General features: G+C 33.4%; 16 protein-coding genes. 10 read left to right on the top strand and 6 right to left on the bottom strand.

The genetic code is table 11. The features are described 5' to 3' along the window. Positions 1-126 precede the first annotated feature (126 nt). The 10 genes from prfB (at position 127) to hemN (ending at position 9,289) form a co-directional block, all read left to right on the top strand. Positions 127-1,225, top strand: a protein-coding gene (gene prfB, locus RC62_RS20060) for a peptide chain release factor 2 (protein ID WP_123773919.1) whose coding sequence is annotated in 2 segments (ribosomal slippage) — positions 127-189 and positions 191-1,225 — 1,098 coding nt in all. Because the reading frame shifts where the segments join, the coding sequence is not laid out codon by codon here. Then, entirely contained in the window at positions 1,226-2,080 is an 855-nt protein-coding gene (locus RC62_RS20065) for a hypothetical protein (RefSeq protein WP_055098107.1), read from the top strand. Positions 2,081-2,194: 114 nt separating this feature from the next. After that, positions 2,195-2,641: a peptide-methionine (R)-S-oxide reductase MsrB gene (gene msrB / locus RC62_RS20070; protein WP_055098108.1), complete on the top strand. Its 447-nt coding sequence runs from the start codon at positions 2,195-2,197 to the stop codon at positions 2,639-2,641. A gap of 67 nt (positions 2,642-2,708) precedes the next feature. Further along, entirely contained in the window at positions 2,709-3,260 is a 552-nt protein-coding gene (locus RC62_RS20075; RefSeq protein WP_055098110.1) for a DUF1697 domain-containing protein, read from the top strand. Positions 3,261-3,367: 107 nt separating this feature from the next. Then, positions 3,368-4,366 (top strand): UDP-3-O-(3-hydroxymyristoyl)glucosamine N-acyltransferase, encoded by a 999-nt coding sequence (gene lpxD, locus RC62_RS20080; RefSeq protein WP_055098111.1) that lies wholly within the window; start codon positions 3,368-3,370, stop codon positions 4,364-4,366. Between the two features lie 218 nt (positions 4,367-4,584). Then, positions 4,585-6,213: an acyl-CoA carboxylase subunit beta gene (locus RC62_RS20085; protein ID WP_055098112.1), complete on the top strand. Its 1,629-nt coding sequence runs from the start codon at positions 4,585-4,587 to the stop codon at positions 6,211-6,213. A 110-nt stretch (positions 6,214-6,323) separates the two neighbouring features. Then, positions 6,324-6,746: a DoxX family protein gene (locus tag RC62_RS20090; RefSeq protein WP_055098113.1), complete on the top strand. Its 423-nt coding sequence runs from the start codon at positions 6,324-6,326 to the stop codon at positions 6,744-6,746. Positions 6,747-6,869: 123 nt separating this feature from the next. Further along, positions 6,870-7,217: a hypothetical protein gene (locus RC62_RS20095; RefSeq protein ID WP_055098114.1), complete on the top strand. Its 348-nt coding sequence runs from the start codon at positions 6,870-6,872 to the stop codon at positions 7,215-7,217. A 115-nt stretch (positions 7,218-7,332) separates the two neighbouring features. Continuing rightward, positions 7,333-7,809 (top strand): hypothetical protein, encoded by a 477-nt coding sequence (locus RC62_RS20100; protein ID WP_055098592.1) that lies wholly within the window; start codon positions 7,333-7,335, stop codon positions 7,807-7,809. A 118-nt stretch (positions 7,810-7,927) separates the two neighbouring features. Beyond that, positions 7,928-9,289 carry an oxygen-independent coproporphyrinogen III oxidase gene (gene hemN / locus RC62_RS20105; RefSeq protein ID WP_055098115.1) on the top strand — a complete coding sequence of 454 codons (1,362 nt, stop codon included), beginning with the start codon at positions 7,928-7,930 and terminating at the stop codon, positions 9,287-9,289. Here the strand turns inward: hemN and RC62_RS20110 are convergent. The 6 genes from RC62_RS20110 to ccoN all read right to left on the bottom strand — a co-directional run bounded on the left by RC62_RS20110 (position 9,286) and on the right by ccoN (position 15,322). Continuing rightward, the gene (locus RC62_RS20110) at positions 9,286-9,987 is read right to left on the bottom strand and encodes a sulfite exporter TauE/SafE family protein (RefSeq protein ID WP_055098116.1); all 702 of its coding nucleotides are present in this window, start codon (positions 9,985-9,987) and stop codon (positions 9,286-9,288) included. The genes hemN and RC62_RS20110 overlap by 4 nt on opposite strands. Before the next feature lie 112 nt (positions 9,988-10,099). Further along, the gene (locus RC62_RS20115) at positions 10,100-10,549 is read right to left on the bottom strand and encodes a FixH family protein (protein WP_055098117.1); all 450 of its coding nucleotides are present in this window, start codon (positions 10,547-10,549) and stop codon (positions 10,100-10,102) included. Positions 10,550-10,562: 13 nt separating this feature from the next. Continuing rightward, positions 10,563-11,981, bottom strand: coding sequence for a cytochrome c oxidase accessory protein CcoG (ccoG, locus tag RC62_RS20120; RefSeq protein WP_055098118.1), 1,419 nt, complete (start codon positions 11,979-11,981; stop codon positions 10,563-10,565). Positions 11,982-11,993: 12 nt separating this feature from the next. Next, the gene (locus RC62_RS20125; protein ID WP_055098119.1) at positions 11,994-12,932 is read right to left on the bottom strand and encodes a cbb3-type cytochrome c oxidase N-terminal domain-containing protein; all 939 of its coding nucleotides are present in this window, start codon (positions 12,930-12,932) and stop codon (positions 11,994-11,996) included. 1 nt (position 12,933) lies between these two features. Beyond that, positions 12,934-13,128, bottom strand: coding sequence for a cytochrome c oxidase subunit IV (locus tag RC62_RS20130; protein WP_055098120.1), 195 nt, complete (start codon positions 13,126-13,128; stop codon positions 12,934-12,936). Between the two features lie 7 nt (positions 13,129-13,135). Then, positions 13,136-15,322: a cytochrome-c oxidase, cbb3-type subunit I gene (ccoN, locus tag RC62_RS20135; RefSeq protein WP_055098121.1), complete on the bottom strand. Its 2,187-nt coding sequence runs from the start codon at positions 15,320-15,322 to the stop codon at positions 13,136-13,138. Between the last annotated feature and the right edge of the window lie 2 nt (positions 15,323-15,324).

Here is a 15,324-nt window from a genome sequence, read left to right on the forward strand (position 1 = left end):
ACAGCAAAATTACGTATTACTGTTTGTTAATTTTTGCAAGTTTCATTAAATTTTAACTTGCGAATTACAATACAACCAAATTAACGTAATATTTATAAAAATCATATAAAAAACTACTATTAATTTATGACAACTACCGAACAAATAAAAGGTATTGTGGAGCGCCTTGGTGCGTTGAGGAGGTATCTTTGACGTTGATGCCAAGCTAATCGAAATTGCCAACGAAGAAGAAAAAACCTTTGCTCCAGACTTTTGGAACAATGCAAAAGAAGCCGAAGTCATTGTAAAAAATCTCCGAAACAAGAAAAAATGGATCGAAGATTATAATAAAGCAATCGAACTTACGGATGAATTACAACTTGCCTATGATTTTTATAAAGAAGGGGAACTTTCTGCAGAAGAATTAGACGGGCATTATAATACAACGCAAACTCATATTGAAAATATTGAGTTCAAAAACATGCTTTCTGACGAAGGAGACAGCTTAAGCGCCGTAGTACAAATTACTGCTGGAGCCGGAGGAACCGAGAGTTGTGATTGGGCAGGAATGCTAATGCGTATGTATATGATGTGGGGAGAAAGTTATGGCTATAAAATAAAAGAACTAAACTTTCAGGCCGGTGAGGTTGCAGGAATCAAAACTGTTACCCTGGAGTTTGAGGGTGATTATTCTTTTGGTTACTTAAAAGGAGAAAACGGCGTACATCGCTTAGTTAGAATCTCTCCTTTTGATAGTAATGCAAAACGTCATACTTCATTCGCATCTGTTTATGTTTATCCGCTTGTTGATGACAGTATCGAAATTGACATCAATCCCGCAGATATCGAAATTACGACTTCTCGTTCCAGTGGAGCCGGAGGACAAAATGTGAATAAGGTTGAAACCAAAGTACAATTAGTACACAAGCCAACCGGAATCCAGATCCAGTGTTCTGAAACGCGATCTCAACAAGACAACAGACAACGTGCCATGCAAATGTTACGTTCGCAATTGTATGAAATCGAGCTGAAAAAACAGCAGGCACAACGCGCAGACATCGAAGCCGGAAAAATGAAAATCGAATGGGGTTCACAAATACGCAATTACGTAATGCAGCCTTATAAATTAGTAAAAGATGTTCGTACCGGTTATGAAACAAGCGATGTCGATGGCGTTATGAACGGGAATATTGATCCTTTCCTAAAAGCATTTTTAATGATGATGGGGCAAAAAGAGGAAGAATAAATGAATAAATATATCAAAGGTTGTTTAGTTTTAATAGGTATTATTATTACTATAATAGCAATAATAGTTGGTCTGTTTTTTTGGTCATCAAATAGCCGGAGAAAACAAGCCGAAATTGATGGAATCAAATTCTCTAAAGAATGCGATTCATTCAAATTTATTACTGAACAACCAGAGATTCAATTCGCAAAATTTAAAAAAAACGAAATCAATATCCTTAAGTTTCAGATTCTCAGAAAAGGAATTTTTATTCATGATACATTGATTAAAAACGGTTTTAATAAAGAAGCCAACTCTAGTGAATACAAATCTATTGCTATTCCGTACAAAGAATTTTTAAAAACAGATACAATTGTAGTCACCACACAAAACAAACTACATTATTACATTTCAGGTTATCATCATTATGCTTACCTGCATTATGGCATGAATGGCTATCTGGGAAGTCATGAATGTAGATTTTCTGATTATACTACAATTAATAATGAAGTTTTTGCAAGCCCAGTCCTTTTTAGAGAATATGGCTGGATTAACCCTGAAATATCCAAACATATCCATAAAATAAGTATCTCTGATAGCATCAAATATTATAGTTTCGCTAAAAAATGCAAAATAAAAATAGAAGATGCTGATCGTATCCTGAAAGAAAAAAGAAAAAATCAGGTTTTTAGATCTACCACAATTGATGGAATTGAGGTTGGTCCAAAAAATAATTACTACATATTTGGAGAAGAAACAGAATCAGGAACACTTCCAAACGATTTAGTTCCAAGAAATCTTCAACATTACGTTGTTAAAATAAATTGTGAAACGGGAGAATATAAACGCTACAAAAATTATCCTTTTGATGAATAATTTTTACTTTTAGAAGTAATGGTAATTACACTTATTACTTTTTCCCTATCAGAAAGAATAGTAACTTTACAAGACAAGCTAATTCAATCTTTTTTAAATTAAAAAAAAACAGTTATGATAAAGTGGGCAGATATAATTAGATATACAAATAAAGGAAATCCAGTTCCGGATAAAAGAGTAGATAAAACAGCTGAAGAATGGAAACAACTTCTAACCCCGGAAGAATTTCAGGTAACACGTTTAAAAGGCACTGAAAGGTCTTTTAGTTCTGAGCTTTGCAGTTTATTCGATCCCGGAATTTATGAATGCAAATGCTGCGGTACTTTACTTTTTGATGCAAGCGAGAAATTTGAATCAGGAACAGGATGGCCCTCTTTTACACAACCATTAAAAGAAAATGCCATTGCTTATCATGCGGATAAATCATACGGAATGATTCGCGTTGAGGTTGTTTGTAATACTTGCGACGCTCATTTAGGACACGTTTTTCCTGATGGTCCTGAACCAAGTGGTTTACGCTACTGCATTAATGCAATTTCTCTTTCGAAAATAAAAGAATAATACCAAAATAAGCGATTCCTTTATAAAAGTGAATCGCTTTTTTATTCTAATTTAAATTTTTAGAACAATGCAAATCTATATTGCTTTTTTGCGCGGCATTAATGTTAGCGGACACAAAATCATCAAGATGGAAGCACTAAGAACTATTTTAGCAGAACTTCCCATAGAAAACATTAGCACCTATATACAGAGTGGGAATATTATTTTTACTAGTAATCTTACTAATATTTCAGATTTAGAAAATCAGATCGCAAATTGTATTGAAAAACATTTTGGTTATCAGGTTTCCGTTTTAATTCTGACTCTCGAAGAACTTCAAAAATGTGTCGAAAAAAATCCATATCCAGATCATAATTTAAGCGATCCAACTCAGCCGTATGTTACTTTTTTATCAAAAAAGCCAACAACTACTGATCTTGACAATTTTCAAAAGATTGATTTCCAAAACGATAAACACATAACAATCAACAAAGTACTATATATTATATATGCTAATCCCGGAGGAAATTCAAAACTCAGTAATACTATAATCGAGAATAAACTTAATGTTAAAGCAACTACCAGAAACTGGAAAACAATTAACAAATTAATAGATTTAATGTTAATTTTACAATATTAGAAGCCTTATTTTAAATACTTTTTAACAAACTCAAAAAAAATATTAGGTAATTCAAATCTAATTGATTTTATTTGGCGAAAATTAACCCAATCAATTAAATTCATTCGATGAAATCCTATTCAATTCAAGAAATTAACGAAGTTATAAAAGGTGAAATTTATGGCACCACTTCTCAGAGCATTACTGCAACAGAGCAATTAGAAAAAGCTACTACTTCAGAAATTTCATTTATAGGAAATAAAAAATATGAAAAATTCTGGGAAGGATCAAAAGCTTCGGTTGCAGTTGTTAACGAAGACATTTCAATTGAACCTGGAGAAAACCGTGCTTTTATAAAGGTGAAAAATGCAGATTTGGCTATGTCCCAAATTTTAGCTCTTTTTGCCCCTCCTACTCCAATATTCAGAAACAACATTCATAAATCAGCAAACGTTGACGAAACTGCTATTATTGGTGAAGGTGCAAGAATTGGTGCAGGTTGCTATATTGGTCCAAAAGTTGAAATTGGTGCAAACGTAACCATATACCCAAACGTTACTATTCTAGACGAATGTACTATTGGTAAAAATACTATCATCTGGTCAGGAGCTGTTGTTCGCGAACGTTGTCATATAGGTAACGATTGTATCATTCACCCAAACGCAACTATTGGTGCTGATGGTTTTGGTTTTCGACCTTGCAGTGAAAAAGGCTTAGTAAAGATTCCACAAATTGGAAATGTAATCATAGGAAACGGAGTCGAAATTGGTGCTAATACATGTGTTGATCGCGGAAAATTCAGTTCAACTATTCTTGGTGACGGATGTAAAATTGATAATTTAGTTCAGATAGGGCATAATAGTAAATTAGGTAAATTTTGTATTATGGCCGGAAATAGTGGTTTAGCGGGTTCTGTAACACTAGGAAATGGCGTTATCATTGGCGGAAGTGCTTCTATAAAAGACCATACCACAATTGGCGATGGCGCTATTGTTGGTGCAGGTTCTGGCGTAGTTGGTGATATTCCTGCCGGAAAAACGATGTTAGGATATCCTGCTGTTGAAGCTCGTGACGCCTTGAAACAATGGGCAATCTTAAAACGAATGGTTTGCGATTCTAAAAAATAAAATACAATCAACAATATTATAAAACAGAAGCGTGCTTCTGTTTTTTTTGTTTCTGACAAAATCAATTAAAATTTAATTTGATCTTTACTACTTGGCGAAGTGAATATTTTTTTATTTAGAAACCTATTTTAATTCAATATGACTTTATATTTTATTATGTGAATTTCAATTGATTTTGTAAATTAGCCAACACTATTTTGTAAAAACCACAATATATCATGGATTTAAACTTCAATAAAAACGAAGATCACAATAAACTATTACTTTCTGACTTAAAACAAAGATTTGCCAAAGTAAAATTAGGAGGCGGCGAAAAAAGAATTGAAAAATTACATGCCGAAGGCAAAATGACAGCCCGAGAACGTATCGCTTATTTGCTGGATGAAGGTGCAAAAAGTATTGAGATTGGAGGATTTGTAGGAGACGGAATGTATGCTGAACATGGCGGTTGCCCATCTGGAGGAGTTGTTATTAAAATAGGATACATAAGAGGCAAACAATGTATTGTTGTTGCCAATGATGCTACGGTAAAAGCTGGTGCCTGGTTTCCTATTACCGGAAAGAAAAACCTTCGCGCTCAGGAAATTGCAATGGAAAACAGATTGCCCATTATTTATTTAGTTGATAGCGCAGGGGTTTATTTACCATTACAAGATGAAATTTTTCCGGATAAAGAACATTTTGGCAGGATCTTTAGAAATAATGCACAAATGAGCAGTATGGGAATCACCCAAATCGCAGCCGTTATGGGCAGTTGTGTTGCCGGTGGTGCTTATTTACCTATTATGAGCGATGAAGCTCTGATTGTTGATAAAACAGGAAGTATTTTTCTTGCAGGAAGTTATCTCGTAAAAGCAGCAATTGGCGAAACGATTGATAATGAAACCTTGGGTGGAGCTACAACACATTGTGAAATTTCAGGTGTGACAGATTATAAGGCTAAAGATGATAAAGATGCTCTAGATAAAATAAAAAATATTGTAGACAAAATTGGTGACTATGATAAGGCAGGATATAACAGAATTAAGTCTGAAAAACCGGCCTTAGAACCCAAAGATATCTACGGAATTTTACCTAAAGCCAGAAACGAACAATATGATATGATGGAAATTGTCAATCGTTTGGTTGATAATTCTGAGTTTGAAGCTTATAAGGATGGTTATGGGCAAACTATTATTACCGGTTACGCCAGAATTGATGGCTGGGCAGTAGGAATTGTGGCCAACCAAAGAAAAGTAGTTAAAACCAAAAAAGGCGAAATGCAGTTTGGCGGGGTTATTTATTCTGATAGTGCTGATAAAGCAACCCGATTTATTGCCAATTGCAACCAGAAAAAAATTCCGTTGGTATTTGTACAGGATGTCACCGGTTTTATGGTAGGATCAAAATCTGAACATGGCGGAATCATAAAAGATGGTGCTAAAATGGTGAATGCTGTCAGCAATTCGGTTGTTCCTAAATTTACAGTAATAGTAGGAAACTCATATGGAGCAGGAAACTATGCCATGTGCGGAAAAGCCTATGATCCAAGATTAATTTTTGCCTGGCCAAGTGCAGAACTTGCTGTTATGGGAGGAACTCAGGCTGCAAAAGTTTTAGCACAGATCGAAGCTTCTTCACTTAAAGCAAAAGGAGAAATTGTAGATGAAGCAAAAGAAGCTGAATTGTTTAATAAAATAAAAGCACGATACGATGAGCAAACTTCACCTTATTATGCCGCATCAAGATTATGGACAGATGCTATTATTGATCCTTTAGACACCCGTACCTGGATTTCTATGGGAATTGAAGCTGCTAATCATGCTCCCATTCAAAAAGCTTTTAATTTAGGTGTAATACAGGTTTAAGATTTTAAAACACGTTAAATAAATATAAAAAACTTATATTCAGATACTTAAAATTAAATTTATCATTAAAATTTACTAACTTTATATGTAATTTTTAATCACGTAGTATCATGGAAAATGTAAAAAGCTTAAATAAATGGGCAAATTCGCACACTTATTTACCTGTAGATTTAGTACGTATTGTTTTGGGTGTTTTTTTATTTATGAAGGGAGTTTCATTTGTAACAAACGTTCAGTATTTACATGATTTAATCTCTCCAATTGATCAATTTGGCGGCGGAATGTTTCTTTTACATTACATCGCTCCAGCCCACATGATTGGAGGAATTATGATTGTTTTTGGATTACTCACACGTTGGGCAATTGCTGCTCAATTACCTATACTATTTGGAGCAATTCTCATCAATTTTATGGGACATATGCACTCTGAAAGTTTAATTTTGGCAATAGTAATCCTATTGGTTTGTGTTTTCTTTTTATTTTATGGAAGCGGAAAACATTCAGCTGATTATTATTTCAAAATGCAACAATAACATTTCTTTATCCTCAATAATTCTTACAATGAAATATTGAGGATAAACAATAACAGTACTTTTAAAAGTTAATTAATTCTTTAAAATTTCTTTAATTGTATTTTATGAGTTAAATTCGCCACCATGAATTGGATTCGTAAAACTGTTATTTTTGTATCACTTTTGATAATTGCTTTTTTTGCTGTTCAGGCAAACGATTCTGTTATTCAAATAACGGATAGTCAAAAAACGGATACGAATTTTTCTATCGATCAAGCTGATTCATTAGCTTTTATCCAACCACAAGCAAGTTATCAATTTGCAGCCAATATCAAAACCAATCCATCTATATTAAGTAAATGGTTTGATTCTTTATTAATGGTATTACCTCAGCATAAAGCTGTAAAATCAACCTCAAATTTTGCAAATCAATTTGCAGCACAGAGCAAAAAGGTACTTCTAATGCTCTATCCTTTCCATTTTTTTTGGTAGACAATTTATGATATATTAATGAGGAAAATATCCTTTTCCTAAACAAGACGGCTCATTTTCTATTCTGGAAATGGCGCCATATTTCATAATAATTTATCAAATTTTAAAAAACACAATGGAAACAAGTGTAACTATAATTGGTATTGTGATCGCAATCATAGTAGCCATTCCTGTCTATTTTTCAGCAAGAACAAGCGCTGCAAACAAATCAAAAATCTTAAACATAAAAAAGAAATTCAGTCCAACACATCCAGAGGATTTCGATTTAACTGAATCTCAGAACAATAAAACGCTTACAATAGATCAAAAAAACCGAAGATTTATTCTAATGAATTTTAATCCAAATCAACAAGAATCTACTTTTTTAGATTTAAAAAGTGTTTCATCGTGCAAATTAGTTACAACAACAGAAGGACCTTCAGATACCATTGTAAAAATTGATTTTGAATTTCAGGAGAAAGAAACTTCTAAAAAAATTATAATTCCATTCTATGATTTTGATGATGACCGCATTAAACAGATAAGTGTCTATCAAGATCATCAGTTTGCTAAAAAATGGCTTAAAATCATCCAAGATTCTATTTCACGTTAGTTATTTAATTCAGAAAAGAGGCTCCTAGTGAGTCTCTTTTTTTTGGTTAATACATGATATTTGTCATTTTATATACAGTCCGTAAATTCTAATTTTGAAATAAACAAAATCCGACTTTATGAAAATCTCACTGACTCAAAAGTACAATGTCCCAGGTCCCAGATATACGAGTTATCCAACAGTTCCCTATTGGAACGACAGCGATTTCACAAATCAAAAATGGATAACGTCTTTTCAGAAAGCATTTTCAGAAAGCAATTCTCAAAACGGAATTAGTCTATACATCCATTTACCATTTTGTGAAAGCATGTGCACTTTTTGTGGCTGCAACAAACGAATTACAAAAAATCATTCAGTTGAAGAAACCTATATCACAGCTCTACTTAAAGAATGGAATCTATATTGTAATTTATTATCAGAAAAACCAATAATAAAAGAGATACATTTAGGCGGAGGAACTCCTACTTTTTTTTCTGTAAATAATTTGGAAATGCTTATAAATGGCATACTTTCTAAAGCTGAGAAAGCCGCTAATTATGAATTTAGTTTTGAAGGTCATCCTAATAACACTACATATGTACAACTTAAAAAATTTTATGATCTGGGCTTTCGCCGAGTGAGCTTTGGAGTTCAGGATTATGCAGAAAAAGTTCAAAAAGCAATTCATAGAATCCAGCCTTTCCATAATGTTGCAAAAGTAACTTTCTGGGCAAAGGAAATTGGATATACCTCTATTGGCCATGATATCATATTTGGTCTGCCTTTTCAAACAATTGAAAACGTAATTGATACTGTCGAAAAAACAAACTCTTTAAAACCGGATCGTCTGGCATTTTATAGCTATGCACATGTACCATGGATAAAAGGAAACGGTCAACGCGGATTTAATGAAGAAAACCTCCCTAAAGATTCCGAAAAACGAAAACTATATGAAACCGGAAAACAAATGCTTTCTAAAAATGGTTATCAGGAAATAGGAATGGATCACTTTGCTTTAGTATCTGACAGTTTATATAAAGCAACAGCGAATAAGGAATTACATCGAAATTTCATGGGTTATAGTGCTTCAAAAACGCAGCTTATGATTGGTTTGGGCGTTTCGTCTATTAGCGATAGCTGGTATAGCTTTGCTCAAAATACAAAAAGCATCGAAGAATATTATCAATTGTTAGAACAAGACAGATTGCCTGTCGTAAAAGGTCATATTCTAACCAATGAGGATTTAATTATTAGAAAACACATATTAAACTTAACATGTGAATTTGAAACTTCCTGGGACAATGAATTATATTTTGAGGAAATTACAGATGTATTAGAAAATTTGAAAGAAATAGAAAAAGATCAATTGATTATAGTAGAAAAAAACAAAATTAAAATTACCGAAGCGGGAAGACCTTTTGTTCGAAACATTTGTATGGCGTTTGATTTACATCTAAAAAGAAAATCACCGGAAACCAACTTATTCTCAATGACAGTTTAATGACAATTTGGAGTTTGCTGAACAAACAAACTCATATTTGACGGAGAAATATAAGGAATCCCTAAACCAAGTCCTCGAAGGATAAATAATACACCAATCACTACTGCGAAATACGGAATTGCCTTTTGGATTTTATTTCTGAAAGGTAATTTTATTAATGAATGTATATAAACAACAATTGTCATTAATGGTACAGTTCCTAATCCGAAAAGTATCATATATAAAACTCCATATTCTGCACTTTGCATGGCAATTGCACCAAATAGAGCGACATAAACCATTCCGCACGGCAAAAAGCCATTTAATAATCCTATTGTAAAAAGTGATTTATAAGTTTTCTTTTTAAACTGATTTCCTAAACCTGATTTTACTCTTGAAATAACTTTATAAACCGGTTTTGAAAAATTATATTTCGAAAAAACTTTTTCAGGAATCAAAACGGCAACAATCATTGCTAAACCAATAAAAATAGACATTTTTTGTTGTAATCCAGCCAGAAAAAAACCTCTTCCCACTAATCCAAAAATAAGCCCGATAGTAGCATATGCAGTCAATCTTCCTAAATGATAAGTAACAATTTGACTAATTTTCTTAGCTTCATTTTGGTGATCTACAGGTAACATCATAGCAATCGGACCACACATTCCAATACAGTGCAAACTACTAATTAAACCCAATATAAAAGCGGAGTATAACATTACTTATCGTTTTTTTCTATTTGCCACAGATTAAGCAAAAAATGATTTTTAAAAAAATGGCCTTAAAAAATCCTGATGATCTGTGGCATAAAAATATTTTTTAACGTATAATTTAATTTACGTAAATAATCTCTTTAGAAAGGTATTTTGTTCCTTTATATTCCCATTCCATATTAACATCCCAGCGTCCTTTAATCAATTTCTTTTGTGGAATAATCAAGGATGAATTTGTTAACGCTATTTTCGTATCAAAATCAAATTTCTTGTTTGAAGGTCGGTACAATAATACATTCCCTTTTACTTTATCATTTTCAAAAGTTGCAGGAAAAGCTATTTTTACTCCATTTTCAGTATAAATTATAGAAGGTTTTTGCTGCAAATCATGAGCATTCTGAATTCGGGCCATTTCATCCTGAAAATGCGAATCGTGTTTATAGTATTCTTCAACAACTAAGTCATTGTCGTACTTACTATTTGATTGTACCTGAAAAACAAAATATAAAATAAAAGTCATAAACAATGCAAATGCAATGACGATTCCGGTTCCCCAATTTATTTTCATAATATTCTATTTTTTAATTAAAACTTCGTGGTCCTAAAAAATTAGTTGTAGTAGTTTCGAGCAATTCTTTACCGTTATAAACTCCAATTTCAACTTTGGTTTTATCACTTTCAAGTAGAGCCTGATCAATTTCTATAAATAAGGTTCCTTGTGAAATTCCCTCTTTTAAAACTTTAAAATGCTGTTTCCCAACATTTCTGATATTCCCTTTTTGATCAATTAATTCAAAATGAATATCATGATAATCTTTTATTGTTTTGTTTACAATTTTATAAGTATAAACATTACTGATCATATCTCCTTTATGTTGAAAGAGTTGCCCCGGTAAGCGTAAAACCACAGCCTGAACTTCGGTTCTCAAAAATAACATTCCAACAAAAACACTTAACAAAATGAATAGAACAGCTGTATAGCCTTTCATTCTCGCCGTAAATTTAAAAGGAGCTTTTTTTACGATTTCATCTTCAGATGCATATCGAATAAGACCTTTAGGCAAACCTACACTTTCCATAATGGTATCACATTCATCGATACAAGCGGTACAATTCGTACATTCTAACTGTGTTCCGTTTCTAATATCAATTCCCATTGGGCAAACATGAACACACTGATGACAGTCAATACAGTCTCCTTTTCCAGTTGTTGTCCTGTCTTCTTTTTTATTAAATTTTGCACGACCTGCTTCTTTTTCTCCACGAATAAAATCATAGGCTACATTAATTGATTTATCATCTAAAAGTACGCCTTGTAACCTTCCGTAAGGACAAGCGATAATACAAACCTGTTCCCGAAACCAAACAAAAACAAAATAAAAAACTCCGGTAAAAATTAATAAGGCAACAAAATTACTTGATTGCTGAATTGGTCCTTGTTCCACCATTAAAAACAGTTGATCACTACCTACAAGATAAGCCAGAAAAACATTTGCAATACCAAATGAAATCAGGAAAAAGATGGTCCACTTGATCAGCCTCTTTCTTATTTTTTCTGTATTCCATTCCTGTCTTGCTAATCTTGACTGCGCTCCACGATCTCCATCAATCCAATATTCTATACGACGAAAAACCATTTCTAAAAAGATGGTCTGAGGACAAATCCATCCGCAAAAAATTCTGCCAAATACAACGGTAAATAAGATTATAAAAACAATACCAACAAGCATTGAAATTACAAAAAGATAAAAATCCTGTGGCCAAAATGGAAATCCGAAAATATTAAAACGCCGTTCCATAACATTAAACAGCATGAATTGATTTCCGTTTACCTTTATAAATGGATTTGCAATTAAAATAGCTAATAATATATAACTAACTATTTTTCGATATTCATAGAACTTACCAGACGGTTTTTTAGGAAAAATAAATTTTCTGTTACCTCCTTCATCAATAGTTCCAATGGTATCTCTAAAAGCTTCGTCTGGTAAATTTGACATGATTTTTTGTAATTATTTTTTAACTTCAGTACTATCTGCTGGTGTACTTGCTGTGGCATCTTTTGTTGGGGCATTTTCGTCTACCCAAATTTCACCTTCTGATTCTTTTGGATCTTTAGGATTACTTCCTTGTAACGATAGAATATAACTCGCTACTTTCTGAATTTCTTTAGGTTTTAAAGTTCCTTTCCAGGCAATCATTCCTTTTCCGTCTCTACCTCCGTTTGTTATGGTATGGAAAAGATTTTTGATTCCTCCACCCAAAATCCAGCGATCATCAGTAAGATTCGGGCCAATTTGTCCGCCTGCATCTGCACGGTGACAAGCCGCACAATTGGTTGTGAATATTTCTTTACCAGCAGCTAAATTTTCAGGATCAGTAAGCAAAACAACCGTTTTTTCATCCATTAAGTCTGGTGCAGTTTTAAGGTATTCATCGACGTCAATTTTTGCCTGGGCCATTTCTTTTTTAAGCTCCATTTCCTGATCATCTCCACCAAAAACTTCGTAACGCGCAAAATAAATTACTCCAAAGACAATACAGATATAGAATAAATACACCCACCAAGGCGGTAAATTATTATCCAGCTCTTTGATTCCATCATAATCATGGTCCATTAATAAGTCTCCTTCTCTTTCTATAGGTTCTGTTTTGGTAAGTTTGTGCATTAAATCTTTATACCAGGTACTTTCTGTTAAACTCAAATTATTTTCATATTCAAGTTTTGCCTTTTCTTCCGGTGACATCAGTTGGTACATAATGCGATTAACTGCACTTAATGTAATTTCGATGGCAATCAAAATAAACAGAAAAACAAACAAAAAAACTGAAACCATAGGATACTTTATAAAAGCAGCTCTGTCACCAGAATCTATAAAATACTCCATTAAACCAAATACGATGAAGAAAATCAGCGGTACTCTTACATATACTGGGAAAAACTTTTTCATTTTAATTATCTTTTGAAATTATACTATGCCCTTCATCTAAAGGTATTTCACTCATTTCCTTAATCTTTTCTTTTCTATATGTAAATACCCAAAAACCTAATCCTACAAAAAAGAAAAAGAATATCAGGAGAGAAAGTATCGGGTATACTTCAATACCCGAAATTGTCTCCATATTGTGTTTTATTTGTTCAAACATAATGTTGTTATTTAGAAGTCTCTTTTACTTTAATATCAGTTCCAAGTCTTTGTATATAAGCAATCAAAGCAACGATTTCTCTCTCGTTCATTGGAGTGAATTTTTCACCTTTGGCAGCTGCTTTTTTCTTACTTTCCTCATAACTTTTCACAAAATCAGGATCGTTTTCTAAATTCTTTTCGATTGCGATAGCCTGAGCTCTTAACGTTTTTTGAGCATTTGCCACTTCGGCTTCAGTATAAGGAACTCCAAGAGTAACCATAGCTTGCATTTTCTTTTGAGTCAATGAAATATCCATTGGCTCATTATCAAATAACCATTTGTATCCTGGCATAATTGAACCTGCAGAAATACTTTGCGGATTCCAAAAGTGGTTAAAATGCCAATTGTCATTATACTTCCCGCCTACTCTTAATAAATCCGGACCTGTACGTTTTGATCCCCAAAGGAAAGGGTGATCATAAACAAACTCTCCTGCTTTTGCTTGTGGCCCGTAACGTTCTACCTCACTTCTAAAAGGACGAACCGATTGTGAATGACAACCAACACAACCTTCTCTAATATATAAATCACGTCCTTCAAGTTCTAACGGTGTATAAGGTTTTACGCTTGAGATTGTTGGAATATTTGATTTGACCATAATCGTTGGAACGATTTGAATAACCCCACCGATTAAAATAGCAATTGTGGCTAAAATCGTCAGTTGAATTGGTCTTCTTTCTAACCAGGTATGAAATTTTTCTCCTTTAAGTCTACCAGTACTTATTCTTTGTAAAGCCGGAGCCTGAGCTAATTCATCTTCAATTGTCTCACCCGCTCTAACAGTCATTATAATATTATAAACCAAAGTAAACATCCCTATTAAATAGAAAGTACCTCCAATTGCTCTCATCCAGTATAATGGCATAATTGCAGTTACCGTTTCCAGAAAGTTACCATAAGTTAATGTACCATCCGGATTAAATTGTTTCCACATTGATGCTTGCTGAAAACCTGCAACATACATTGGTACAGTATATAAAATGATTCCTAACGTACCAATCCAGAAATGGAAATTTGCTAACTTTTTAGAGAATAAAGTACTCTTGGTCATTCTTGGAATCAACCAGTAAATAATACCAAAAGACATAAATCCGTTCCAGGCTAAAGCTCCTACGTGAACGTGTGCAATAATCCAGTCTGTATAATGCGCGATAGCATTTACATTTTTAAGAGAAAGCATTGGGCCTTCAAAAGTCGCCATTCCGTAACCTGTTATAGCTACCACAAAGAATTTTAAAACTGGTTCTTCACGAACTTTATCCCACGCACCTCTTAAAGTAAGAAGTCCGTTAATCATACCTCCCCAGGATGGAGCAATAAGCATTACTGAAAATGCAACACCTAAATTTTGTGCCCAGTTTGGCAAAGCCGAATATAACAAATGGTGTGGTCCTGCCCAGATATAAATAAATATTAAGGACCAAAAGTGAATGATTGATAATCTATAAGAATAAATAGGACGGTTAGCAACCTTTGGAATAAAGTAATACATTAATCCTAAAAACGGAGTTGTCAGGAAAAACGCAACCGCATTATGACCATACCACCATTGTACTAAGGCATCCTGAACACCGGCATAAACGGAATAACTTTTTAAGGCAGATACCGGAATTTCTATATTATTAAAAATATGCAAAACAGCAACTGTAACAAATGTGGCTAAATAAAACCAAATCGCTACATATAAATGTCGTTCTCTACGGCGCAACATTGTTCCTATCATATTAATACCCATAACTACCCAAATAAGAGCGATCGCGATATCAATAGGCCATTCTAGCTCTGCATATTCTTTTGATGAAGTATAACCAAGAGGCAATGTAATTGCTGCAGCAACAATAATAAGCTGCCATCCCCAAAAATGTAAGTTACTTAAAAAATCACTATACATTCTGGCTTTTAGCAATCGCTGGAGAGAATAATACATTCCCGCAAAAAAGGCATTACCAACAAAGGCAAAAATTACAGCATTGGTATGCAAAGGTCGCAATCTACCGTAGCTAAGCCACGAAATACCATCTGTGATGTTGGGAAAAAGGTACATAACCGCCAGGGTCAGACCTACTAACATACCTACTACTCCAAAGAGGATAGTGGCGTAAATGAACTTTTTTACAATTTTGTTGTCGTAATAAAACTGTTCCATTTCCATAA

This window comes from Flavobacterium aquidurense, assembly GCF_001404985.1.
Lineage (GTDB): Bacteria > Bacteroidota > Bacteroidia > Flavobacteriales > Flavobacteriaceae > Flavobacterium > Flavobacterium aquidurense_B.

Coding starts and splice junctions, on each gene's coding strand:
- RC62_RS20065 (WP_055098107.1), top strand. CDS start 1,226: ATGAATAAATATATCAAAGGTTGTTTAGTTTTAATAGGTATTATTATT.
- msrB (WP_055098108.1), top strand. CDS start 2,195: ATGATAAAGTGGGCAGATATAATTAGATATACAAATAAAGGAAATCCA.
- RC62_RS20075 (WP_055098110.1), top strand. CDS start 2,709: ATGCAAATCTATATTGCTTTTTTGCGCGGCATTAATGTTAGCGGACAC.
- lpxD (WP_055098111.1), top strand. CDS start 3,368: ATGAAATCCTATTCAATTCAAGAAATTAACGAAGTTATAAAAGGTGAA.
- RC62_RS20085 (WP_055098112.1), top strand. CDS start 4,585: ATGGATTTAAACTTCAATAAAAACGAAGATCACAATAAACTATTACTT.
- RC62_RS20090 (WP_055098113.1), top strand. CDS start 6,324: ATGGAAAATGTAAAAAGCTTAAATAAATGGGCAAATTCGCACACTTAT.
- RC62_RS20095 (WP_055098114.1), top strand. CDS start 6,870: ATGAATTGGATTCGTAAAACTGTTATTTTTGTATCACTTTTGATAATT.
- RC62_RS20100 (WP_055098592.1), top strand. CDS start 7,333: ATGGAAACAAGTGTAACTATAATTGGTATTGTGATCGCAATCATAGTA.
- hemN (WP_055098115.1), top strand. CDS start 7,928: ATGAAAATCTCACTGACTCAAAAGTACAATGTCCCAGGTCCCAGATAT.
- RC62_RS20110 (WP_055098116.1), bottom strand. CDS start 9,987: ATGTTATACTCCGCTTTTATATTGGGTTTAATTAGTAGTTTGCACTGT.
- RC62_RS20115 (WP_055098117.1), bottom strand. CDS start 10,549: ATGAAAATAAATTGGGGAACCGGAATCGTCATTGCATTTGCATTGTTT.
- ccoG (WP_055098118.1), bottom strand. CDS start 11,981: ATGTCAAATTTACCAGACGAAGCTTTTAGAGATACCATTGGAACTATT.
- RC62_RS20125 (WP_055098119.1), bottom strand. CDS start 12,932: ATGAAAAAGTTTTTCCCAGTATATGTAAGAGTACCGCTGATTTTCTTC.
- RC62_RS20130 (WP_055098120.1), bottom strand. CDS start 13,128: ATGTTTGAACAAATAAAACACAATATGGAGACAATTTCGGGTATTGAA.
- ccoN (WP_055098121.1), bottom strand. CDS start 15,322: ATGGAAATGGAACAGTTTTATTACGACAACAAAATTGTAAAAAAGTTC.